Origin of the sequence: Minwuia sp. (assembly GCF_048263705.1) — a bacterium.
In the GTDB taxonomy this organism is placed as follows: domain Bacteria; phylum Pseudomonadota; class Alphaproteobacteria; order Minwuiales; family Minwuiaceae; genus Minwuia.
Genome location: NZ_JBLXDV010000008.1, coordinates 41,388 through 63,253, shown reverse-complemented (window position 1 = coordinate 63,253; position 21,866 = coordinate 41,388). Strand labels below are relative to the sequence as shown.

The window sequence follows — 21,866 nt, the reverse complement described above, 5'->3', positions numbered from 1 at the left end:
TCATGCGCCGAATTTCGGGAGAAACCGCACTCGTTCTAGCCTGGATCGTCGCGCTGGCTGCTTCTCTGTCAGTGCTTTTCATTGGTGAAGTCCTGGGGCAGACACCGTGCAATCTGTGCTGGTTCCAGCGGGCCTTCATGTTTCCTCTGGCGATTGTCCTTGGACTTGGCCTCTGGTGGCGAGATCCCCGTATCGGGCGTTACGGGATTATTCTGGCAATCGGCGGTGGCGCGGTGGCGCTCTGGCATCTGGGCCTGTACGTCGGCGTTATCCCGGAAAGCATCAAGCCCTGCACCGCTTCCGGCCCATCATGCACCGATGACAACCAAGTCGTATTCGGGATCCCGATTCCACTTCTGGCGCTTGTTGCTTTTGCTTTGATAGCGCTGCTGTCCACTTTCTCGCTCAAGGAGAGAACTGAATGAACCGCCGCACACTGATACTGTCTGTTCTTGCCGTGGGCGCTGCCGGTTTTGGCGGCGCAGCGTGGTACGCTACCAGGCCCGCACCAACAGCTAAAGCGCCCGCAGTCGATTCAACATTCGCTCAGGCACTCATCCGGCCGCATTCGCCAATCCTTGGTCCGAAAGATGCGCCAGTAACTATCGTGGAATTTTTCGACCCGGCTTGTGAGGCGTGCCGCGCCTTTCATCCTATCGTCAAAGATATCATGAAGGAGCACGGCGATGCCGTCCGTGTCGTCATACGGTACACGCCGTTTCATGGCGAAACATCTGAAGTGGCTGTCCGCATCCTTGAAGCGGCGCGCGCTCAGGGCAAGTTCGAGCAAATTCTGAATTATATCCTGTGGGGCCAGCCGCAATGGGCAGCGCACGGCAAGATGCAACCGGATGTTCTCTACAAGATGGCCGTTTCGGCGGGTCTTGATCATGAGGCGGCAGGGGCGCAGATGCAGGCTCCCCAGACGACACGTATCCTTCAACAGGATCTTGCTGATGTGAATACAGTCGGTGTCCAGAAGACGCCGACCTTCTTCGTCAATGGGAAGCCGCTTGAACGCTTCGGGGAAGCAGAGTTGAGGGCGCTGGTCGCAACGGAAGTCGCCGCAGTGAAGGGATGATCGGAGATCATGGCATGCTGTCCCGGATCATTGAAGGAGATCAGGTGGATTTCCCTGATGCTCCTTTTCGTGTTCTCGAGCGCTCCGGCCTTTGCCGGTTCGGACGATGTGGTCGTCGAGAACGCGTGGTCGCGCGCCTCCATCGGCACCAAGAGGCCCGGCGTCGCCTATATGACGATCCGCAACAATGGGGACGACGTGCTCACGCTTGGCACCGTCAGTACAGATCTGGCAGCAATCTTGGAGATTCATCGGACATCAACAAACGACCGTGGTGTGAGTTCCATGGCGAGGGTGGCTGATCTTGAGATTCCGCCCAACGGCACGATCGCACTTGAGCCGGGTGGACTACATCTCATGCTTATGAGGCTTCAGCGGCCCATGGTTGAAGGCGAAAGCTATGTCCTGTCTCTGGACTTCGGCGATCATGGGAGCGTGATCGTTCGTGTGCCGATACTGGGGTTTACCTCTCGCGGACCTGGGAACTGATGACCAGAGCAAAGCCCCTGGCATACGGGGCGGGATTGTTTGTCGTGCTCAGCCTCACGCTTTTCGTCGGGTGGTGGCAGGTCGATGGGCCCGGCGCACGGGACCCGCGTGGACAACGGCCAATGGCCCTGTCTGCCATGGATTTCAGCCTGATAGACCACGAAGGCAATGCGGTTGGCCCCGATACAATTATGGACAATGCCTCCCTCGTTTTCTTTGGCTTCACCTACTGCCCGGATGTTTGTCCCGCTACTCTGATTCACATTGCTGGTTGGCTGGAGGAGATCGAGAACAGATCCAGGCGACTGAATGCCATATTCATAACGGTTGACCCGGAACGTGACACACCGAAAGTGCTCGCGGAGTATGTAACGAACTTTCATCCCGCCATCCGGGGTTGGACAGGCTCACCGGATCAAATACGACGTGCTGCGGAGGGCTTCCGCGCGTCTTTCGAAAAGGTCTCGACCGGTTCCGATGGTTACCTGATGAACCACACTGCAAGCGTTTTCCTGTTCACCTCGAACGGCAGGTTTATCAGTACGATTGACGCTCACGAACCGAAAGAGTTCGCCATTCCGAAAATTCTCCGTGCGCTTGAATCGGATCAGAACCAGAAATGATTGAGCAAATTGCATTTCTGGTATCGCTGTTATCCGTGATCAGCATCTTTGCACTGAGCGCTGTTTCCATGAAGGTGGAAGGATTCCAGTTCTTTCCACCTCCTTCCAAGGGAAGCTGGCAGCACCGGACCTTCAAGTTGCTCTTTCGTGGGTTCGTATATCCGCTTATCGTACTGACCATTCTTGCCTTCGAGTTCTCAACAGCGCCCTTTCCAATAGCTCGATATGTTTTTGGGACCGGTTTGCTGATCATCGGATTTGGACTGGCTTTCAGGATCACCTTCAGCATGGGATGGCGAAACGCGTTCGGCGAAAAGCAGGGATTGAAAACAAAAGGCTGGTTCGCAAGTAGCCGTAATCCTGTCTATGTGGCGACCTGGATTGGTATCGCAGGTTGGGGGCTGATCTCTTTCCAGACCTCCGTTGCGATCCTCCTGTCAGCCTGGGCGCTGATGTATCTTCTGGCACCGATCGTCGAAGAACCATGGCTGGAAATGCAATACGGACAGGAATACAGAGATTACAAATCCGAAGTTCCGCGTTTCTTTTGATTGGACTAGCGATGTCGCGACTGACTTTGCGGGAACCTGGCAGCCGGAACGGACTTAAAGCAGGACCACGTTCAGGTAAACAACCGGGTTGGTCTGCGTGAGATAAAGGACGAGGCCGAAAATGATTCAGAATTTGCTACCCAGAAGATCTTTCATCCTTGCCGCCGCCTTGACGCTCGTGATGTTGCCGACATCACAAGCGCTTGCCGAAGCGATTACGATTGACGTGGCCAAGACGCGTGGTTGCGGTTGCTGCATCCTGTGGATCAAGCATCTAGAGCAAAACGGTTTTGCAACAACAAGCGAGGATATGCTTCCGGGAATGCTAATTCGGCACAAGCTGGACAGCGGCGTGCCCCAGGAAATGATCTCCTGTCACACCGGCATGGTCGAAGGATATATGATCGAAGGCCATGTACCAGCAGCGGATATTCGACGGCTTCTCAGCGAGCGTCCTGACGCAATTGGCCTTGCTGTTCCGGGAATGCCCTATGGCTCGCCGGGGATGGGGCCGGAGGATGAGCGTGAAGCCTACGACGTTTTCCTGATCCTGAAGGATGGCACCACGGAGATCTACTCGAGCTACTCGGGAACTTGACAGAAGTTCAATCCTTCGGTGGTCAAGTGACTTGCCGAGCTGTGTGTTTGCGTAAGTTCGAACGAATGGTCCGATGATGCGATGACCAGCATTGAACTCGCGTGCATTCTTGGTGATTGACATTCCAGTTGATGGAACCTTCAGGATGCCACAATGATGTGGTTTGTCCGAATGCGGCGCCTGATTGCGGGTATGACATTGGCAATGCTGATGATGCCTGCGGCTGTCATGGCTGCGGGGTCATTTATCGACTTGCGGTCCCACGAGCACATGCACAGCGGCAACCATGCAGGGCCGGACCAGTCGATGGCCGGAGACAAGGCGAGCCACGACAAGCTGCTTTGTTCGATCGTTGTCCCCTGCGAGCACGGATTTTGTGCTGGGCTGGGGATGATTCAGCTTGAGCAAGCGGAAAAGGTTCCAGGAGAAGCTTGGGACAGCTCCATTGCGCGCGCAGTCTTTCCGGCCTGTCCTGAATGTCGTTCGCCCCCACCAAAGACCTATTCCTGAGTCACACAGTCAACTGATCGGTCGAACGGCCGATCCTCAATCGAACTGGTGCGTCTGATCCCTTGGTGAAGGGCGCATGATCAGGAGAAATATCAATGAAATCTCTCGCAAGCGTGCGGGGTCTGTTCATGACCCTGTCGTCGGCAACCATCGTTGCCATGAGCCAACCTGTCCTTGCAGCCGGCAGCCATGACGGCGGGCATGGCCACAAGAAATCCGAAAAATCAGAAATCGGTTATCCGGGAAAGGCGTCTGCCACGACCCGCTCGATCACCGTCGAAATGTATGACACCTACTACAAGCCCGAGAAGCTTGAGATCAAGGAAGGCGAGACAGTCCGTTTCGTTGTCGTGAACAAGGGTGAACTTGTTCACGAGTTCAATATCGGAACTCCCAAATCTCATGCGGAACACCAGCCGCAGATGATGGAGATGATGGAGAAGGGTGTGCTGGAGATTGACAGGATCCGTCACGACAAGATGCAGCACGGAGAGGGCGGCATGAGCCACGATCATGCCAACAGCGCGTTGCTGGAGCCCGGGCAGTCAGCGGAGGTTGTCTGGACGTTCGACACAGAGGCGAAGCTCGAGTTCGCCTGTAACGTCCCAGGCCATTATCAGTCCGGCATGGTCGGACCGATCAAGCTCAACCACTGACAGGTCGAATGGAGGCATGAACATGCGTATTCGCAATCTGACTGCCGCCATTGTGGCGCTGGGGCTTTCAGCCCCGGCGCTCGCTGGCGAGTACAATCTCACGGTTGATCGTGTGGAGATCGACACCGGGAACTTCACCAAGACGGGCATCGGCTACAACGGGGCAACGCCTGGTCCAGTTCTGCGGTTCAAGGAAGGTGAAGATGTCACGATCAACGTGACAAACAACCTGTCCGAGGACACGTCTGTCCACTGGCACGGCCTGATCCTGCCTTATCAACAGGACGGTGTACCTGGGATCAGCTATCCGGGTATCGCGCCGGGTGAAACTTTCACCTACCGCTTTCCCATCGTGCAGAACGGCACCTACTGGTTCCACAGCCATTCAGGCTTTCAGGAGCCGGACGGAGCCTATGGCGCCCTTGTCATCGAACCAAAGGAGCGCGAACCCTACAGCTATGACCGCGAGTACGTTGTCCAGTTGACGGATGCGCACCCGCATTCGGGCGACCGCATCATGCGCAACCTCAAGATGATGCCGGACTACTACAATCGAAAGCAGCGCACGTTGCTCGATTTCTTCGATGACGCCGGAGAAAAGGGCCTCGACAAGGCACTCTCGGACCGGGGCGACTGGGGCGAGATGCGTATGATGCCGACCGACATCGAGGATGTTCACGGCTACACGCCGCTGATCAACGGCAAGGGGCCGGATCAGAACTGGACCGGTATGTTCAAGCCTGGCGAGCGTGTGCGCCTTCGCTTCATCAATTCCTCGGCAATGACCTACTTCGATCTCCGCATTCCGGGTCTGAAAATGACGGTGGTACAAGCGGATGGTCAGAATGTTCAGCCCGTGGTTGTCGATGAGCTTCGTATCGCTGTCGCCGAGACTTACGATGTGATTGTCCAGCCGACCGAGGACAGGGCTTACACCATATTCGGTGAATCGATGGGGCGCACCGCTTATGCCCGCGGAACGCTTGCCTCCCGCGAAGGCCTGACAGCAGAAGTGCCGGAGATGCGCAAGGATCCGTTGCTGACCATGGCGGACATGGGGATGTCCGGAATGGATATGTCGGGTATGGACATGTCTGATGGGGGTGGACACGGCGGCCATGGCTCTGGCGGTCACGACACCCTGGCTGCCATTACCGGCGAAAGCATGGACCATTCCAAGATGGGCCATGCCCTGCCGAAGGAGGATGGCGGGATGGACCATTCCAAGATGGGCCATGCCATGCCGAAGAAGGACGGTGAAATGGACCATTCCAAGATGGGCCATGCCATGCCGAAGGAGGATGGCGGGATGGACCATTCCAAGATGGGCCATGCCATGCCGAAGAAGGATGGCGGGATGGACCATTCCAAGATGGGCCATGCCATGCCGAAGAAGGACGGTGAAATGGACCATGGCGCAATGGCCAAGGGTGCTGACCCGTTCTACGCGCCAGGCAGCGGTCTGGCGCCGGAAGCTGCGAATGGTGGCAAGTTCCTGTCCTACGCAGATCTCAAGGCACAGAACCCGCTCTACGCGGATCGTCCCCCCACTCGAGAGATCAAACTGGAACTGACGGGCAATATGGAGCGATACATGTGGTCGCTGAACGACGTGAAATATGAGGATGCCGACCCAATCGTATTGCAGTATGGCGAACGCGTGCGTTTCAAGTTCATCAATACGACGATGATGACTCATCCGATGCATCTGCATGGCATGTGGTCAATTCTCGACGTCGGCGCCGGCAAATGGAATCCGATCAAGCATGTCGTCAGCGTCGCGCCAGGCACCACAGTCTATATGGAGACAGAAGTCGATGCGCCGGGTGAGTGGGCCTTCCATTGCCATCTCTCCTACCACGCAGATACCGGCATGTTCCGGAAAGTGATCGTCGAAGGTGGCCCATCAGAAAAGCAATCTTCCGCGGATAATGCGTCCAGCGAAGAGAAGGGCTGACAGATGCGTAAATTGATGGGACTTGGGGTCGGGGCGTTCTTCGCCTCGGCCTATCTCTTCGCGCCTGTGGCCTCGGCTGAATCCGTTGTCTGGGGCATCCAGGTAGAGCAGGCGGAGTACCGGGTTGGTGAAGGCTCGGACATTCTTGCCTGGGACCTGGATGCTTCCGTGGGCAAGGACGAGCTGAAGTTCGTCCTGCGAAGCGAGGCAGAATACGCCACCGGCGAAGACAGTTTCGAAACCCTGGAAAATCAGTTCCGGCTGCAAACTCCGGTTACCGATTTCTTTGACGCCGTGGTCGGCGTGCGGCTGGACACACCGGAAGGCCCAGATCGCATCCATGGCGTGATTGGTCTGCATGGTCTGACCAGACAATGGTTCGAAGTCGATGCCGATCTGTTCATCTCGGAGAATCCGTCTGCGCGGTTCGAAGTTGAGTATGAAGGTCTGATCACGAACCGGATCATCTTCGTGCCCAGCATCGAACTGGATATTCCGTTCACGGACGATCCGGCAGTTGGCAACGGTGCGTTCGGTCCGACGCTCGAAGTGGGCGGACGGCTGAGCTACGACCTCGTAGACCGTCTGATCTCACCCTATGTCGGTGTTCACTATGAGCGGAAGTTCGGCGAGACAGCGGATCTGGCCCGGGCCGGAGGTGAGGATGCTGGTGCCGTCTTCTTTGTGATTGGTGCGCGGTTCATCTTCTGATCTGTGCAGCCCGGCAGTGCCCATCTGCTGCCGGGCTGGACAGTTCGCTGGATGCCTACATCCGTTACAATGTAAATTTTGAAGCTGTTGCATGAGCAATCTTGATGATGTTCTGCATTGGGCGATGACATTCATCGGGCTTCAGCTTGGTGATGGATCCCCAGTGCTGAACGGTCCGGATAGCGGCCGACAGCGTCAAACATGATGTGCCACCGACCAAGTAAATCTGGTGGGCCAGGTCTGCAGCTTGATCCCCTACAAGACACCCTCACCGAAGAAGTCGCACAAATCCAGTATTGTTCAATGCCAGAAGCCGGCACCAATCTGGTTTGGAAACTGGAGTGTGCGATGCTTTCTGATGTTTGCGTCACAACTTTGATCGTTGAACCAAGTAGAGTCAGATACTTACAGGCGCATTAGGTCACACCTTCCTTGTGTGGTGTCCACATATTTGGACGGCATCGAAGTTCATATTGATCTCCACAAGCAGGCAGTACTGACACGGTATGCCTCGTAGATCCGATGGAGGTTTCGATGGCGAAGCTCACACAATCTCAACTCGCAATGCGCTGGCATATGTCTCCGCGAACGCTGGAACAATGGCGTTGGCTCGGAAAGGGGCCGAAGTTCCTGAAGATTGGAGCTCGGGTTCTCTATGACGAGACGGAGGTTGAGGCATACGAGGCGGCGCAGCTTTGTCAGAACACGCATGGTCCGATTGGCGCAGGAGACGTGTGATGGCCAGGAATTTTCCTGTTAACAGGCTTAAGACTCATCGCGTCTACACCGTCTGGGAAGTCTCCGACACGCTGGGTTGCCACAAGCAGACCGTAACCCGCTGGATAAAGTTGAATGGCCTGCCAGCCGACACAGGTCAGAAGCCGTGGCTCATCGACGGACGTGATCTGAAGGCGTTCCTCGGAATGCGTGTTCGCAAGGCGCGATGTAAGCTGGCGCTGCATCACTGCTTCTGTCTGGGCTGCAAGGCACCAAGGCAGCCTGATGGCAAGATCGCCGATTACGTCCAGCAAACAGCTGACAGCGGACGTCTGACAGGCCTCTGCCCGGCCTGTGGAGCCCTGATGCACAAGGTCGTGCGACGAACCGATCTGGAGAAGATCAAGGCGAAGATCGAGGTGACGGTTCAGAGGGCTCCCCCAAGACTAGTGTCCCGTATCGATCCCCATTCAAATGTCACTTTCGCAAGGGAGCGCCAGAACCATGGCAAAGCGCAACAGCGATAATCAGCGGATCAAGCGCAAATACCTTGTCTGGCTAAGGGATGCTCGGGGTCTTTCGGAAACTTCCATCGACAAGGCCGCCGCCGCGATTACACAATACGATGATTGGCTTGCCGGGAAGGATTTTCGGGCATTCCATTCCGAGCGCGCCCGGTCCTTCAAAAGGCACTTGAACGGGTTGTGCAACGCGCGGACGGGCGCATCGCTTGCTGCATCGACCACCAACGGGATACTGCGCGAACTGAAGGGCTTTTTCTACTGGCTGGCGGATCAGACCGGATACAAGTCAAGGATCAGCCGCGCTGATGCCGATTATCTGACACCAGATCGCAAGTCCGAGAATGCGCGGCGGGGATCGCTGTGGAAGCCCCATCCGTCGCCGGACCAGGCCAGGCACGTCATCGCCCGCATGCCGACCAGATCGGTTATCGAGCGCCGGGATCGTGCGCTCCTTGCATTTCTGTTTCTTACAGCGTCCCGTGAAGGCGCGGCAATCTCACTGCGCCTTGGCCACGTGGACATCCCGAACCGATGCGTCCAGTTCAATGGTCGTCAGGTCAACACCAAGTTCGGCAGTTCCTTCACGACAGCATTCTACCCGATGGGCGAGGAGCTCGAGAGGATTCTGACCGATTGGATATCAGAGCTGAAGCGAGACCATCTGTTCAGCACAAGTGACCCGCTGTTCCCGAAGACCCATGTCCATGTCGGGCCATCTCGCAGGTTCGAAGCCATGGGTATTCTCCGGGAACCTTGGGCCAGTGCATCGAGCGCATCGAAAATATTCAAGCAAGCATTCGTCGATGCGGGGTTTCCTCCGTTCTCGCCGCACCGCGTTCGGGACACCATCGCAGAGCTGGCAAAGGATCATTGCCGAACGCCAGAGGACTACAAAGCCTGGTCACAAAACATGGGCCACGAGGATGTACTTACGACTTTCCGGTCCTACGGATCAGTTGCGCCCGGACGCCAGATGGAGTTGATGAGCCGGTATCGCCAGCGAGGGCCGCTTGTGGACGATTTCAAGACTATCGAATGAGATTTATTTTCCGGGCCTATGCCTGCGCACGGTCACCATCTCCGGAGTCAGTCGATATCCATGCCACGGCAGGTTTTCTATCAACCGGCCTCCCAGATCCGGATCGAGACCAGCGGAGTCAAAGGCCGCCTCTAGCTGCTTTCTCGCGCGGTTGACTCTGCGTCGTACAGCCTCCTCACTTCCCAGCCCAAGACGCTGTGCCAGGTCCCGCGCCCTAATCAGTGGGAAGTCCAAGGGAGGCAGGCCCTCGCCAGCTCCGGCGAGCCATTCTTCAGCCAGTTCGGTCAGCAACGCTGCTGTCGCCGGGCCTCTCAGGGACACGGGGGGATCGAAGCTGACCGCGCCGTCACCCTTGCCGATCTGTATGACAAGGTGATCCGGTTTCCTGGCCTCAGGCTGTGTTGCAGGCGTTTTCACCGTCGGCAGGATTGCTGGTCGTTGTACATCGCCAAACAGCCTTGGCAGACTTCCCGGCGGAAAACTCTCACTGACTTGCTTCGACAGCGTTTGGCGCATGACCTGAGCGACACCGGCGCCATGCCGGTTCAAGAGGCTGGCAATCATTTCAAGTGCAGTTGGCGCAGGCTTGTCCAGATGGTTGACCGCGTCCAGCACTGCCGGAAAGGCGCACTCAAGGTCCGTCGGCCGCATGTGTTCAAAAGCCAACGCATTGCGCAGGTAGGACAAAGCAATCTCCCGGTCGATGGCGCCATGACGTGGGTCATCCATCAGGGACATACGATATGCCTCACCTGGATCGAATCTCTCCATTCCAGCAGACAGCAAAGCAAAGCGACGGTCGATGCACTGAGAGCAGCGTCCGCAGTGCGGGTGTTGTTTGGTTTGATTATGGACATCTGCGCAGCTCCGTGTATCCGCGATTTCATCGGCCATTCCGAGCCGCGCCACGGTCTCGACCACATCCTTTTTTGTACGCCAGAAGAACGGGTTGTCTACGTTCATGCCTGCGTCGAAAACCCGCCGCAGCAGACGGGTAAACCGGGTAAGTGTTTGTGGGTGTGTCGTGCGCGTCGCGCGTGTTCCAAGCACATTGCCGACGGGTGGCAAGTTCAAGCTGACAACGCCGTTTTCATGGAAAGACACTCGGTCGAGGCGGAATGCCTGGGCAGTAATGGCGCCCAGAACCGCAAACAGAAAAGATCTGCTTCGATGGGTGCCCTCTTTCATTGAGCCCGCAGTCATCTGAACCTGAACCGGGACGTGGCGGCAGGAGTCCGGACCGAATCTATCGAGAAGTGTACTCTGAAGTTTCCGCTGGACCGGTGCGATCTTCGAGGCAGAGAAATGGCTGACCAGGGCTACACGCTGACCGTGTTCAGCGACCTCTTCCAATGCGCCGGCGAAGGAATCCAGGCCACCGGAGAACATCAACACGCGGGTCGCCTGCCATGCGCTGTCTGGATCAAATTTGAAAAACCGCGTCTGATCGGCCCCCAGATCGTCCTTCTGTGAGAACGCAAACACGAACCTGTCGCCGGAGAGGAACATCAGCATTTCCTCCAACGCGGCGCGGACATCATCGCGAACCCAGAAAGTCTGATCCCTGACCGGCATCTCCACGACAAAGCGGCGGTGCCATTTCGCCCCCATCTGCTGGTCTGCGCTACCGCCACGGCGGATGGTTGCGTCCACGCCGTAGACCAGAGCCGCGATTTCCAGCAAATCATGCGCGCGCTTTGGCAGCTCAGCCACAAGTTGTCGCGTCAATCGGCTGATGCGTAGTTTCACGCCGGCCGGTGCGCCGTCGATCTCGAAGCGCAACTCCTCGTCGCTCCGGCCCTGGCCGGATGGAGGCGAGCATTGGACGCGATGCTCAGGCGGTATCGCGGCGGCGCCCAAGTTCCGACCTCATCTTCTTGAATGCGTACCGCGAAAATTGATCGATGGCGTCTTGATCCAGGGCATTCCTTTGCCAGACGGTCTTGCCGTACCAGCCGCCGGAAAATTCCTGGATTATTCGCGATACCTCGAAGGTGTGTTGTGCGAGTGCTTGTTGAAAATCCATTCGCTGCGTGTCGTCAGCGAACCGTCGCTCTTCGCCAGTATGCCTGGCAAACTCGCGACTGAGATAATAGTCGAGCGAACGATAGGTGAGACGCGCATAGAAACTGCGGGCGAGACTTGCGAACTCCTTCCCGGAAGCAAAACTGCCCAAAGCAGCGCGGATTTCCTGAGCGGTTGGGTCGAACAGCGTCGGCAATCGGTCACGCATCTGCACAGAAAGCGTTTCGAGCAATGCCGCCTTCGCCAGTTCCCCCGCATCGGAAGAACTCCCGGCAACAAAGCTTTGGCGATCAATCGCCCGCTCCAGACCGGCCAGTAGTCCGGTAACAGACGAGAGCGCATTCTCTCCGGCTCCGAGATCTCTCAAGGCATCTTCAAAGCCTGGTGCTCTGGCCAACATTGGCAACCGAACCAGTAGAGAGGTGACAAATTGGAATCTTGGATCTGCACTGGCACGCGCAAGATCGCGTTCGGAGGCCTTTGCAGCCGCCTCCGCTATGGCATCAACCGATGCTCCTGCCTCAAGCATTCCGACGACATCACGCCACTTCTTTGATTGTGGCAAGGTGCCGAGCCTAATATGGCCCATGGTGCACTCCCCGATGTAACAAGGCTGACGCACGCAAGAGCGTGATGCAAAGGAAAACAAAGAGGCAAATGCTTACCCTGCGCTTACCCATCAGGTGCGCAAAGGTTGGAAAAATTCTGCAAGTTATTGAAATTAATGGTGAGCCCGACAGGATTCGAACCTGTGACCCGCTGATTAAAAGTCAGCTGCTCTACCAACTGAGCTACGGGCCCACGCGGGGCGGAACTTAGGTGCAGCGGGTCAGGTGGTCAAGCATTCCGCCACGCAAACCGGACGCAATCCTCCGGGTCGTCCGCGGTTCGCAAACGGCGGCTGCCGGGAACAGGATTTCAAAGCCCCAGAATGGCCTTGGCGACGATGTTGCGCTGGACCTCGGACGATCCGCCCGCGATCGTTTTCATGCGGTTCGACAGGCAGGTCGGCACCAGCGGCACCGCGATCTCCGGCCCGACCGGCGCCCGGTTCACGCCCGGCTCCAGCGCCTCTGGCTGCCAGGGTGCCGCGAAGTAGCCGCAGGCTTCCACGCCAAGCTCGTCGGCACGCTGGGCGGTCTCCGCGCTCAGGATATTGACGAAAGACGAGGCCGGGCCGGGCGAATGACCTGCGCTGAGACTGGCCATCACGCGCTGTTCCGTGGCTTCCAGCGCCTGATTCGCGGTGCGAAGCTGGCTCAGGCTGGCCGCGAAGGCCGGATCGTCGGCCAGCGTGGCCGCACCGACCGGGGTGATCCGCGCCAGCTTCGCCACCTTGTCGAGCGTGCGGTGGATTTCGATGGATCCCATCGAGAACCGCTCGAACTGCAGCAGATATTTCGCGACGGTCCAGCCGCCGTTCTCCGGGCCGACGCGGTTCGCCTTCGGGACGCGAACGTCGTCGAAGAAGACCTGGTTGAGCTCATGCGCCCCGGCCATATTGATGATCGGCTTCACGGTGATACCCGGCGAGGTCATGTCGATCAGCAGAAACGAAATGCCTTCCTGCTGCTTGCCTTCCGTCGAGGTCCGGACCAGCGCAAACATCATGTTGGCGTGCTGGGCATAGCTGGTCCAGATCTTGGTCCCGGTGACGATGTAGTCATCGCCGTCCCCGACCGCCATCGTCCGCAGCGAGGCGAGATCGGACCCCGCCCCCGGTTCCGAATAGCCCTGACACCAGATGTCCTCACCGCTGAGAATACGGGGCAGATAGTGAGCCTTCTGTTCATCCGTACCGTGCCCGATCAGCATCGGACCGCACATCTTCAGGCTCATCGGGATCAGGGCGGGCGTCTCGGCCCGGATGCATTCCTGTGCGAAGATGTAGCGCTGAATGATCGTCCAGCCGGTACCGCCGTATGCCTCAGGCCAGTCGGGCGCGGCCCAGCCCTGTTGGTGGAGAATGCGCTGCCACGCCATCGCGGTATCGATGTCCTGCCAGAGGCTCGTGCGCTTCCGGGCGCTGTCGCGCAGATCTTCGGTCAGCGCCCCCTCCAGCCAGGTGCGGACCATTTGCCGGAAAGCCTCGTCTTCCGCGGAAAGGCGTATGTCCATGCTGATCGCTCTCCTTCGGCACACGTGCCGGTCTACAGCGGCGGGATATCCCCGGCGCGTTGCGCGCTCGCGAAGCTTTCCGCGAAATCGGGCAGCGTGTCCCCGAGAATGGCCGCCCGCATGCCCCGCATCAACTGCTGATAGTAGTGCAGATTGTGCCAGCTCATCAGCATGGCGGCGAGTATCTCCTTCGCCTTGATGAGATGATGCAGATAGGCCCGGCTGTAGTCCGTGCACGCCGGACAGGCGCATTCATCGTCCAGCGGCCTCGGGTCATCGCGATGGCGCGCGTTGCGCAGGTTCACCGTGCCCCGGCGCGTGAAGCACTGGCCGTTGCGGCCGGAGCGCGTGGGCGCCACACAATCGAACATGTCGACGCCGCGCATCACCGCACCGACCAGATCGCCCGGTTTTCCGACTCCCATCAGATATCGGGGCCGATCAGCAGGCAGCATCGGTGTCGTGAAATCCAGTGCCTGGAACATCTCGTCCTGCCCCTCGCCCACAGCCAGCCCGCCGATGGCATAGCCTTCGAAACCGATACCGGTCAGGGCTTCCGCCGATTCCTGACGCAGGTCCTCGAACGTGCTGCCCTGGACGATGCCGAACTGGCCATAACCCGCACGCGCCCGGAAGGCATTGCGCGAGCGCTCGGCCCATCGCATCGACAGTCGCATGGACTCAGCGGCCTTCTGGTGGGGCGCGGGATATTCCGTGCATTCATCGAAGGCCATGGTGATCGTCGCGTCCAGCAGGTCCTGGATCTCCGTCGAGCTTTCCGGCGTCAGTTTCACTTTCTGTCCGTCGATATGGCTCGCGAATGTGACGCCATCCTCATCCAGCCTGCGCAGCCCCGCCAGTGACATGACCTGAAAACCGCCCGAATCCGTCAGGATCGGGCCCGGCCAGTTCATGAACCGGTGCAGCCCGCCCAGCGAGGCCACACGCTCCGCGCCGGGGCGGAGCATCAGATGATAGGTGTTCCCGAGGATGATCGATGCGCCCGTGGCCTTCACCGAGCCCGGCAGCATGGCCTTCACCGTTCCGGCGGTGCCGACGGGCATGAACACAGGCGTCTCGATCTCGCCATGCGCGGTCGAGACCCGTCCCGCCCGCGCAGCCCCCGAGGTCGCCTCAACCTGAAATCCGAAAGCCGTCATGGGTCCACCCGGTGCAACAGACACGCATCGCCATAGGAATAGAAGCGATAGTCGTGCCCGATAGCATGGGCGTAGGCGGCGCGCATCCTCTCAAGCCCGGAAAAGGCCGACACCAGCATGAACAGGGTGGACCGCGGCAGGTGGAAGTTGGTCAGCAGCACGTCGACGGCACGGAACCTGTAGCCGGGCGTGATGAAGATGTCGGTCGCATCCGCATAGGGCTGCAACCGCCCGTCCGGACGCACCGCCGTCTCCAGCAGGCGAAGGGAGGTGGTGCCGATCGAGACGATCCGTCCGCCGCGTTCCCGCGTCCGGTTGAACGCCGACGCCGCTTCCGCGCCGACTTCACCGATCTCGGCATGCATCCGATGATCCTCGGTGTCGTCAACCTTGACCGGCAGGAAGGTGCCCGCGCCGACATGCAGCGTCACTCGGGCCAGTTCGATGCCCGCCCCTTTCAGACGCGCGATAAGGTCTGGCGTCAGGTGAAGCCCCGCCGTCGGTGCGGCGACCGCGCCCGGCTGGTCGGCCAGCACGGTCTGATAGTCGTCCAGATCCTGCGCGTCGGTCGCGCGCTTCGATGCGATGTAGGGCGGCAGCGGCATCTCGCCCGCACCATGCAGCGCCGCCATCAGATCGGCGTCGCCCCGGTTGAAGCGCAGAACGACCTCACCGCCGTCACGCTTCTCTTCAACCCGCGCGGTGAAATCATCCGCGAACACAATGGTATCGCCGGGTTTCAGGCGCTTCCCCGGCCGCGCGAACGCGGCCCAGCAGTCACCGGCGAGCCGCATGTGCAGCGTCGCCTCGATCTTCACCGCACCGCGCAGCCCGCGCAACCGCGCCGGGATCACCTTCGTATCGTTCGCGACCAGCAGGTCTCCCGGTCGCAGCAGGCCCGGCAGATCGCCGATCAGATGATCCGAAGTCCGGTCCGGTCCGACCTGCAACAGTTTCGCACTCTCCCGGGGCACGGCAGGCCGCAGCGCGATCCGTTCCTCGGGCAGCTCGAAATCAAACAGATCGACTTTCAATGGATGGAATCAACCCCGTTCGGCGACCTTCGCCAGCAACCGGTCCGCGACCGTCGCCGAGAGGAACGGTTTGATGTTGCCGTCCAGGATCGCGATCTCCTTGACCAGTTTCGAGGCAATGAACTGGTGACTGTCCGATGCCATCAGGAAGACGGTCTCGATGTCGGCGTTCAGCCTGACGTTCATGCCCACCATCTGCATTTCATATTCGAAGTCCGAGACCGCGCGCAGTCCGCGAATGATGGCGCGTGCGCCGCATTCCTCGGCGAAATGCATCAGCAGGCCCTCGAACGGGCGCACCTCGACCTGCCCCTCGAACGAGGCCACCTCGTGTTCGACCATCTCCACACGCTCTTCCAGCGTGAACAGCGGCCCCTTCCCCGCATTGATGGCAACGCCGATCACCAGACGGTCCACCAGTCGCGCGGCGCGCCGGATGATATCGAAATGTCCCAGATGAATGGGATCGAATGTACCGGGATATAACCCGACGATCTCACGTGACATGTATTGCGTTCCCTCCCCAGCGAATGCAATTGCGGTCAGTCTTCCGGACCGCCCTCACTCTCCTCGCCACCGTCATCAGTGCCGGTGACATCCAAAACTTCCTCGTCGTCATCGGCATCCGAAAGGCGGGTCACCGAAACGACGCGTTCGCCTTCACCCACACTGAACAGGGTCACGCCCTGCGTATTCCGCCCCGCGATCCGGATTTCGTCAACCCGGATACGGATCAGCTTGCCGCCGTCGGTCACCAGCATCAGGTGATCGCCGTCCTCGACCGGCCCGGACGAGATGACATTCCCGTTGCGCGCGCTGGTCACGATATTGACGATGCCCTGACCGCCTCGACCGGTTACACGGTACTCGAAGGCAGAGCTGCGCTTGCCGTATCCGTTCTCGGTGATCGAGACGATGAACTGCTCCGCGGCCCCCAGTTCTGCAATGCGTTCTGCACTGAGCACCAGATCCTCGCCCCCCGCCTCTTCATCAGCAATCTCAACGGGTTCCGATTCGCTGTTCTGTCCGCGCTTGAGCATTGCCGCATGCTTCAGATAGGCGCGCGCCTCGGCCGGGTCGCGATCCACATGGCGCAGGATCGACATGGAGATGACGCGGTCGCCCGGCGCGACACGGATGCCCCGCACGCCCGTCGAATCGCGCCCCTTGAAGATGCGCACGTCGTCGGCGCGGAAGCGAATGCACTTGCCGCCGGCCAGCGCCAGCAGCACATCGTCATCGCCGGTACAGATGCGGACATTGACGATGCTGTCGCCTTCATCGAGCTTCATCGCGATCTTGCCGTTCGACATGACGTTGCCGAAATCCGACAGCAGATTGCGCCGCACATTGCCCGAGCGGGTGGCGAACATGAGCTGATAATTGCCCCATTCGGCCTCGTCCTCGGGCAGCGGCAGCAAGGTGTTGATCACCTCGTCCTGCTCCAGCGGCAGCAGGTTCTGCATCGCCCTGCCCCGTCCGTTCGGCTGCGCCAGCGGAATGCGATAAGTCTTCATCTTGTAGACCTTGCCCGCCGACGAGAAGAACAGCACCGGTGTGTGCGTATTCACGACATAGACCTTGGCGACGAAATCCTCGTCGCGCGTCGACATGCCCGACCGGCCCTTGCCGCCGCGGCGCTGCACGCGATAGGTCGACAGCGGCACACGCTTCACATAGCCGTTGTGGCTGACGGTCACGACCATGTCCTCACGCGGGATCAGGTCTTCCTCGTCATGCTCGAACTCGACGTCCTCGATGGTCGTCCGGCGGGGTGTCGCGAACTTCTCGCGCACTTCGGTCAGTTCGGTCCGCAGGATTTCGACCAGGCGTGAGCGGCTCGACAGGATATCCAGATAGTCGGCGATCTTGACGCCCAGACCTTCCAGTTCATTGCCGATCTCGTCCATGCCCAGCGCGGTCAGGCGGTGCAGGCGCAGGTCCAGAATCGCACGCGCCTGCCCGTCCGACAGGCGGTAGCGGCCGTCCACGACCCGGTGTCCCGGATCGTCGATCAGGTTCACCAGCGCCTCGACCTCGCCCGCAGGCCAGTCGCGTTCGATGATCTGCTGCCGTGCGGTTGCCGGGTCGGGCGCGGAGCGGATGATCCGGATCATCTCGTCGATGTTGGCGACGGCGATGGCCAGACCGACCAGCACATGTGCGCGATCGCGTGCCTTGCCCAGCAGGTGCCGGGTCCGCCGGGTGATCACAACTTCGCGGAACTTCACGAACGCGTCGATCATGTCCCGCAGGTTCATGACCTCGGGCCGCCCGCCCAGCAGCGCCAGGCTGTTCACGGCAAACGAGGTCTGCAACTGCGAGAAACGATAGAGCTGGTGCAGCACGACCTCGGGCACCGCGTCGCGCTTCAGTTCGATCACGACGCGCACACCGTCGCGGTCGGATTCGTCGCGCATCTCGGAGATACCCTCGATACGCTTCGCCTTGACCGCTTCGGAAATGCGCTCCTGCATCGCGGCCTTGTTCACCTGATAGGGCACTTCGTGGATGACGATGGCGAAGCGGTCCTTGCGCACTTCCTCGATCGAGGTCTTGCCGCGCATGATGACCGAGCCCTTGCCGGTCAGCAGCGCCGAGCGCGCACCCGCACGGCCCAGAATCGTTGCGCCCGTCGGGAAGTCCGGTCCGTGCACGAATTCCATCAGGTCTTCGGCGGTCAGCGCCGGATTGTCCAGCAGCGCCAGGCAGGCATCCAGCACCTCGCCCAGGTTGTGCGGTGGAATGTTCGTCGCCATGCCGACGGCGATGCCGCCCGCGCCATTCACCAGCAGGTTCGGAATGCGCGACGGCAGAACCGTCGGTTCGCGCGTTGTGTTGTCGTAGTTTTCCTGGAAATCGACCGTATCCAGATCGATGTCTTCCAGCATTGCCTCGCCGGCCTTGTCGAGCCGGATTTCCGTGTAGCGCATGGCCGCAGGCGGATCATTGTCCATCGAGCCGAAGTTGCCCTGGCCGTCCAGCAGCGGCAGGCGCATGGAGAAGTCCTGCGCCATCCGGACCATCGCGTCATAGATCGCGCTGTCGCCGTGCGGATGATATTTACCCATCACGTCGCCGACCACGCGTGCCGACTTGCGGTACGCCTTGTCGGACGTGTAGCCGCTCTCGTTCATCGAGAACAGGATGCGCCGATGCACGGGCTTCAGGCCGTCGCGCGCGTCGGGCAGCGCCCGCGAGACGATCACGCTCATCGCGTAGTCCAGATAGGACTGGCGCATCTCTTCGACGATGCCGATGGGAGCGACGTCCCCGGCGGGGATGGGCGGTTTCTGGTCGTCTTCGCTGGCCAAGTGGCAGGGCCTCCAGTGATCCGCAGTCCGCGTCTTCTACGCCGAGAGAACAGCCAGAAACGAAAATGTCCCGACCGTCATGAAACCGCAGAGAATCAGTGAGATAGATAAGGGTTTTTAATAGCCCGCCTGACAGCAGACGGCAAGCGCTAGCAGGCCTTTGCGGCCACCGGTTCGGTTGCGCCGGAGGCGGGCTTCGCCGGTAACTCCAGCGCGTCCATCAGCGCGCGCAGTTCCTGGCGCGCGGCGACGTGAGAAAGGCTGAGTTCAACACCGCCGTCGGGGCGTTTTCCGGCATCGATCACATCCAGCAGGGTCAGCCCGTCCAGGAACAGCTCCCGATAGATCACCCGTTCCGAAAGGCCCGGCGCGGAGCGGAACCCGATGCGATCCTTCAGACGCTCCAGCACCTCGCCGACCCGGCGCTTGTTCTTGGCGTCAAGCTGGCTCAGGCGGTTGCGCAGCACGATCCAGTCGACGGACCCGCGATCCCGCAGCATCCGCCGCTTGCGTTCCTCCCAGACCGTCTCGGCGTAGCGGCTGGGCTTGCGTATGTCGAAGGTCTCCGGATCGACATCCGCCAGATTGTCGAGGTCGACGAAACTGTCGTTCAGCGGCGTGATCAGCGTGTCCGCGAAATTGTGTGCCAGGCGGCTCAGCGAATTGTCATGGCCGGGACAGTCCATCACGACGTAGTCCAGCCGTGGCGCAAAATCACCCAGGATCGCGAACAGCTTTTCCCGATCAGCCTCGGGATCGTCGGAGACCATCACCGCCGCCCGCTCCGGCATGGGCAGCGGCATCCTGCGACGGTGCGCCGTCGCCTCGCGGTTGGCGAAATAGCGGCTCAGCGTGCCCTGGCGCGCATCCAGGTCGATGGCACCGACTGTGAAACCGTCCTTCAGCAGGGACACGATCACATGCATTGCAGTCGTCGATTTGCCCGTACCACCCTTTTCGTTGCCGACGACGATGGCGTGTGCGGAGGTGTTCATTGTTGCGTCGATTCCCAGCAGATGAGCCGCCTGCATAGTCGGAAATCAGCCACCGAGGCAACTGATGGATGGCGCAACGCGGCCTGAAACCCGTACGGCCGGGCCGCGCGGCTGACGGGCTTGCGTGGACGCGGTCCGGCAACCATGTCAGAACACCGCATCGTTCGTATCGCAACAACATTCACGTCAGGGATGGAGGTCGGCATGATCAGGGCATTCTGGAAGCGTCTGCGTATCGCGGCAGCCGCGCTGTTCCTGTGCCTCCCGGCAACCGTGGCACCGGCCCAGGACGAGGAGATCGAGATCGTCCGGGTGGCCGAAGTCGGCATCTGGCAGATCATCGCGATCATCGAGAAGGACGGCCCGCTGCAGCAATGCATGGCGACGGTGCTGTATGAAAACGGACAGCGGATCTCGTTCAACGCCCAGCCCGATGGGGCATGGGCGTTCCAGGTGTTCGATCCGAACTGGCCGCCCCGGTTCTCCGACAGCATGATGTCCGTACAGGTCTCCGTCGGCGACCAGCGACTGGAGGAGGTAAAGGCCGAGTATGTGGGCAAGAGCCTGTTCCTGCGGCTGCACAACGCCGAGCTCTATCTGATGCAGCAGGACGGCGTGCTGCAGATCCAGACGCCGACGGATCCGGTTTCCTTCATCCTGGTCGAGCCGAAGCCTGCGATCGGCGCAACCGCCATCTGCCGCGATGCCCAGAAGAACGGGTGAGCCCTATTCCGGCAGGTGATGGATCGGCGAGTCCGGGTAGAATGCATGGTAGGCAAATGCGAAGTCGATCCCGTGCACGATATCGACTTCCTTGCCATCGACCGTTCTGGTGACGGTGACATTTCCGACGTCGCGGCTCTGGGCGATCACATTCTCATCCAGTGCCGAATACTGGCCGGGTTCCCAGCGGATGACGCGCCCCTCGCCCACGTCGATCTCCTTCTTGTCCTGCACAAGGGCCATGCTCCACGCCCCCTCCTCGCCCAGCGAGACGACGCGCATCAGCGGCGGTACGTTGGTCGGCATGTCGCCGCGGTACATGAAAGGCTTGGCAAGCGAGTCGTAGCCGACATAGGGGTTCTGGCCGTAGTTGCGCGTGTAGCGGCCCGAAGGCACCATGACCTGACCTTCCGGCGCACGTGCCTTGAATCTTGCGAAGGACTCCAGCCGTGACGGGATGACGTCGAGGCGTTTGCCGGTCAGTTCACCGATGATCGCCTCACCCAGAAACTGCTGCCACCAGCTCTCGGTCTGGCGATCCCACATGATCAGGTCCGAATTGCGCAGCCGGCCCGTCGTGCCGAAATCCAGCACCCGACCATCCAGCCGCCGGTCGAACACGATCGCCGCGTTACAGAGCGGACAGAAGGTCACGCTGATCGGCACGCCGCCAAGTTCGTCATTGGCGATCTCGTGCCACATCAGGACGCTGAGCGGATACGCCTTGGCTTCGCCATTGATGACGACACCGATGACGGGCTGATTGTCTTCCAGCCCCTCCGCCTCGGCCACGGGCACGAAGGCAGGTTCGTCGATCGGCGGGATCCCGTCCCTCGGCGGTCCGCCATGGAGGATCTCGTCGAAATCCACGGATTTCTTCGTGAAGTCCGTCTTCGGCCACTCCGACTTCCAGTACTGGATGTATTGCTCGTCGGTCTGGGCCAGCACCGCCATCGGCAGCAGCGCCAGCATGAACCCCAGCATTGCGATCCGCTTCATCGACATCTCCCGGTCCGTTTGCGCCAATCTACTGCAGCGCAA

23 protein-coding genes and 1 tRNA gene are annotated in these 21,866 nt (G+C 59.9%); 14 read left to right on the top strand and 10 right to left on the bottom strand.

Annotation, left to right across the window (positions count from 1 at the left end; all coding sequences use genetic code 11):
* Positions 1-2 precede the first annotated feature (2 nt).
* From ACN0X7_RS12750 to ACN0X7_RS12690, 13 genes are all read left to right on the top strand, one after another.
* Complete coding sequence (locus ACN0X7_RS12750; protein WP_417517801.1) at positions 3-425, top strand: disulfide bond formation protein B; 423 nt, start codon at positions 3-5, stop codon at positions 423-425.
* Positions 422-1,081, top strand: a complete 660-nt coding sequence (locus ACN0X7_RS12745; protein WP_417517799.1) for a DsbA family protein — start codon at positions 422-424, stop codon at positions 1,079-1,081. Before ACN0X7_RS12750 ends, ACN0X7_RS12745 begins: the two co-directional genes overlap by 4 nt.
* A 57-nt stretch (positions 1,082-1,138) precedes the next feature.
* Positions 1,139-1,570: a copper chaperone PCu(A)C gene (locus ACN0X7_RS12740; RefSeq protein ID WP_417517797.1), complete on the top strand. Its 432-nt coding sequence runs from the start codon at positions 1,139-1,141 to the stop codon at positions 1,568-1,570.
* Positions 1,570-2,193 (top strand): SCO family protein, encoded by a 624-nt coding sequence (locus ACN0X7_RS12735; protein ID WP_417517795.1) that lies wholly within the window; start codon positions 1,570-1,572, stop codon positions 2,191-2,193. The genes ACN0X7_RS12740 and ACN0X7_RS12735 overlap by 1 nt, the downstream gene beginning before the upstream one ends.
* Positions 2,190-2,744, top strand: coding sequence for a methyltransferase family protein (locus tag ACN0X7_RS12730; RefSeq protein ID WP_417517793.1), 555 nt, complete (start codon positions 2,190-2,192; stop codon positions 2,742-2,744). The genes ACN0X7_RS12735 and ACN0X7_RS12730 overlap by 4 nt, the downstream gene beginning before the upstream one ends.
* A gap of 181 nt (positions 2,745-2,925) precedes the next feature.
* Positions 2,926-3,342 carry a DUF411 domain-containing protein gene (locus tag ACN0X7_RS12725; protein ID WP_417518039.1) on the top strand — a complete coding sequence of 139 codons (417 nt, stop codon included), beginning with the start codon at positions 2,926-2,928 and terminating at the stop codon, positions 3,340-3,342.
* Between the two features lie 153 nt (positions 3,343-3,495).
* The gene (locus tag ACN0X7_RS12720) at positions 3,496-3,852 is read left to right on the top strand and encodes a hypothetical protein (RefSeq protein ID WP_417517791.1); all 357 of its coding nucleotides are present in this window, start codon (positions 3,496-3,498) and stop codon (positions 3,850-3,852) included.
* Positions 3,853-3,980: 128 nt separating this feature from the next.
* Positions 3,981-4,508 carry a cupredoxin domain-containing protein gene (locus ACN0X7_RS12715; protein ID WP_417517789.1) on the top strand — a complete coding sequence of 176 codons (528 nt, stop codon included), beginning with the start codon at positions 3,981-3,983 and terminating at the stop codon, positions 4,506-4,508.
* 22 nt (positions 4,509-4,530) lie between these two features.
* Complete coding sequence (locus ACN0X7_RS12710; protein ID WP_417517787.1) at positions 4,531-6,465, top strand: copper resistance system multicopper oxidase; 1,935 nt, start codon at positions 4,531-4,533, stop codon at positions 6,463-6,465.
* 3 nt (positions 6,466-6,468) lie between these two features.
* The gene (locus ACN0X7_RS12705; RefSeq protein WP_417517785.1) at positions 6,469-7,176 is read left to right on the top strand and encodes a copper resistance protein B; all 708 of its coding nucleotides are present in this window, start codon (positions 6,469-6,471) and stop codon (positions 7,174-7,176) included.
* A 534-nt stretch (positions 7,177-7,710) separates the two neighbouring features.
* Entirely contained in the window at positions 7,711-7,914 is a 204-nt protein-coding gene (locus ACN0X7_RS12700) for a helix-turn-helix transcriptional regulator (protein ID WP_417517783.1), read from the top strand.
* Positions 7,914-8,420, top strand: a complete 507-nt coding sequence (locus ACN0X7_RS12695) for a helix-turn-helix domain-containing protein (RefSeq protein WP_417517781.1) — start codon at positions 7,914-7,916, stop codon at positions 8,418-8,420. Before ACN0X7_RS12700 ends, ACN0X7_RS12695 begins: the two co-directional genes overlap by 1 nt.
* On the top strand, positions 8,398-9,456 hold the full coding sequence (locus ACN0X7_RS12690; RefSeq protein ID WP_417517779.1) for a tyrosine-type recombinase/integrase: 1,059 nt from the start codon (positions 8,398-8,400) through the stop codon (positions 9,454-9,456). The genes ACN0X7_RS12695 and ACN0X7_RS12690 overlap by 23 nt, the downstream gene beginning before the upstream one ends.
* A gap of 3 nt (positions 9,457-9,459) precedes the next feature.
* Here the strand turns inward: ACN0X7_RS12690 and ACN0X7_RS12685 are convergent, their stop codons facing one another.
* From ACN0X7_RS12685 to ACN0X7_RS12645, 9 genes are all read right to left on the bottom strand, one after another.
* Positions 9,460-11,238 (bottom strand): 7-cyano-7-deazaguanine synthase, encoded by a 1,779-nt coding sequence (locus tag ACN0X7_RS12685; RefSeq protein WP_417517777.1) that lies wholly within the window; start codon positions 11,236-11,238, stop codon positions 9,460-9,462.
* Between the two features lie 52 nt (positions 11,239-11,290).
* The gene (locus ACN0X7_RS12680) at positions 11,291-12,070 is read right to left on the bottom strand and encodes a hypothetical protein (protein ID WP_417517775.1); all 780 of its coding nucleotides are present in this window, start codon (positions 12,068-12,070) and stop codon (positions 11,291-11,293) included.
* Between the two features lie 136 nt (positions 12,071-12,206).
* Positions 12,207-12,282 (bottom strand) — tRNA-Lys (locus tag ACN0X7_RS12675).
* A gap of 117 nt (positions 12,283-12,399) precedes the next feature.
* A complete protein-coding gene (locus ACN0X7_RS12670) occupies positions 12,400-13,599 on the bottom strand; it encodes an acyl-CoA dehydrogenase family protein (protein WP_417517773.1) in 1,200 nt (399 codons plus the stop codon).
* Positions 13,600-13,631: 32 nt separating this feature from the next.
* Positions 13,632-14,759 carry a tRNA guanosine(34) transglycosylase Tgt gene (gene tgt, locus ACN0X7_RS12665; RefSeq protein WP_417517771.1) on the bottom strand — a complete coding sequence of 376 codons (1,128 nt, stop codon included), beginning with the start codon at positions 14,757-14,759 and terminating at the stop codon, positions 13,632-13,634.
* On the bottom strand, positions 14,756-15,793 hold the full coding sequence (queA, locus tag ACN0X7_RS12660) for a tRNA preQ1(34) S-adenosylmethionine ribosyltransferase-isomerase QueA (RefSeq protein ID WP_417517769.1): 1,038 nt from the start codon (positions 15,791-15,793) through the stop codon (positions 14,756-14,758). Before queA ends, tgt begins: the two co-directional genes overlap by 4 nt.
* A gap of 9 nt (positions 15,794-15,802) precedes the next feature.
* Positions 15,803-16,300: a pantetheine-phosphate adenylyltransferase gene (gene coaD / locus ACN0X7_RS12655; RefSeq protein ID WP_417517767.1), complete on the bottom strand. Its 498-nt coding sequence runs from the start codon at positions 16,298-16,300 to the stop codon at positions 15,803-15,805.
* 35 nt (positions 16,301-16,335) lie between these two features.
* Positions 16,336-19,107: a DNA gyrase subunit A gene (gene gyrA, locus ACN0X7_RS12650; protein WP_417517765.1), complete on the bottom strand. Its 2,772-nt coding sequence runs from the start codon at positions 19,105-19,107 to the stop codon at positions 16,336-16,338.
* 149 nt (positions 19,108-19,256) lie between these two features.
* Positions 19,257-20,102, bottom strand: a complete 846-nt coding sequence (locus tag ACN0X7_RS12645) for a division plane positioning ATPase MipZ (RefSeq protein WP_417517763.1) — start codon at positions 20,100-20,102, stop codon at positions 19,257-19,259.
* 204 nt (positions 20,103-20,306) lie between these two features.
* On the opposite strand from ACN0X7_RS12645, the gene ACN0X7_RS12640 reads away from it, so the two are divergent.
* Positions 20,307-20,825 carry a hypothetical protein gene (locus ACN0X7_RS12640; protein ID WP_417517761.1) on the top strand — a complete coding sequence of 173 codons (519 nt, stop codon included), beginning with the start codon at positions 20,307-20,309 and terminating at the stop codon, positions 20,823-20,825.
* Positions 20,826-20,828: 3 nt separating this feature from the next.
* Here the strand turns inward: ACN0X7_RS12640 and ACN0X7_RS12635 are convergent, their stop codons facing one another.
* Positions 20,829-21,824 (bottom strand): DUF3179 domain-containing protein, encoded by a 996-nt coding sequence (locus ACN0X7_RS12635; protein ID WP_417517759.1) that lies wholly within the window; start codon positions 21,822-21,824, stop codon positions 20,829-20,831.
* Positions 21,825-21,866 lie beyond the last annotated feature (42 nt).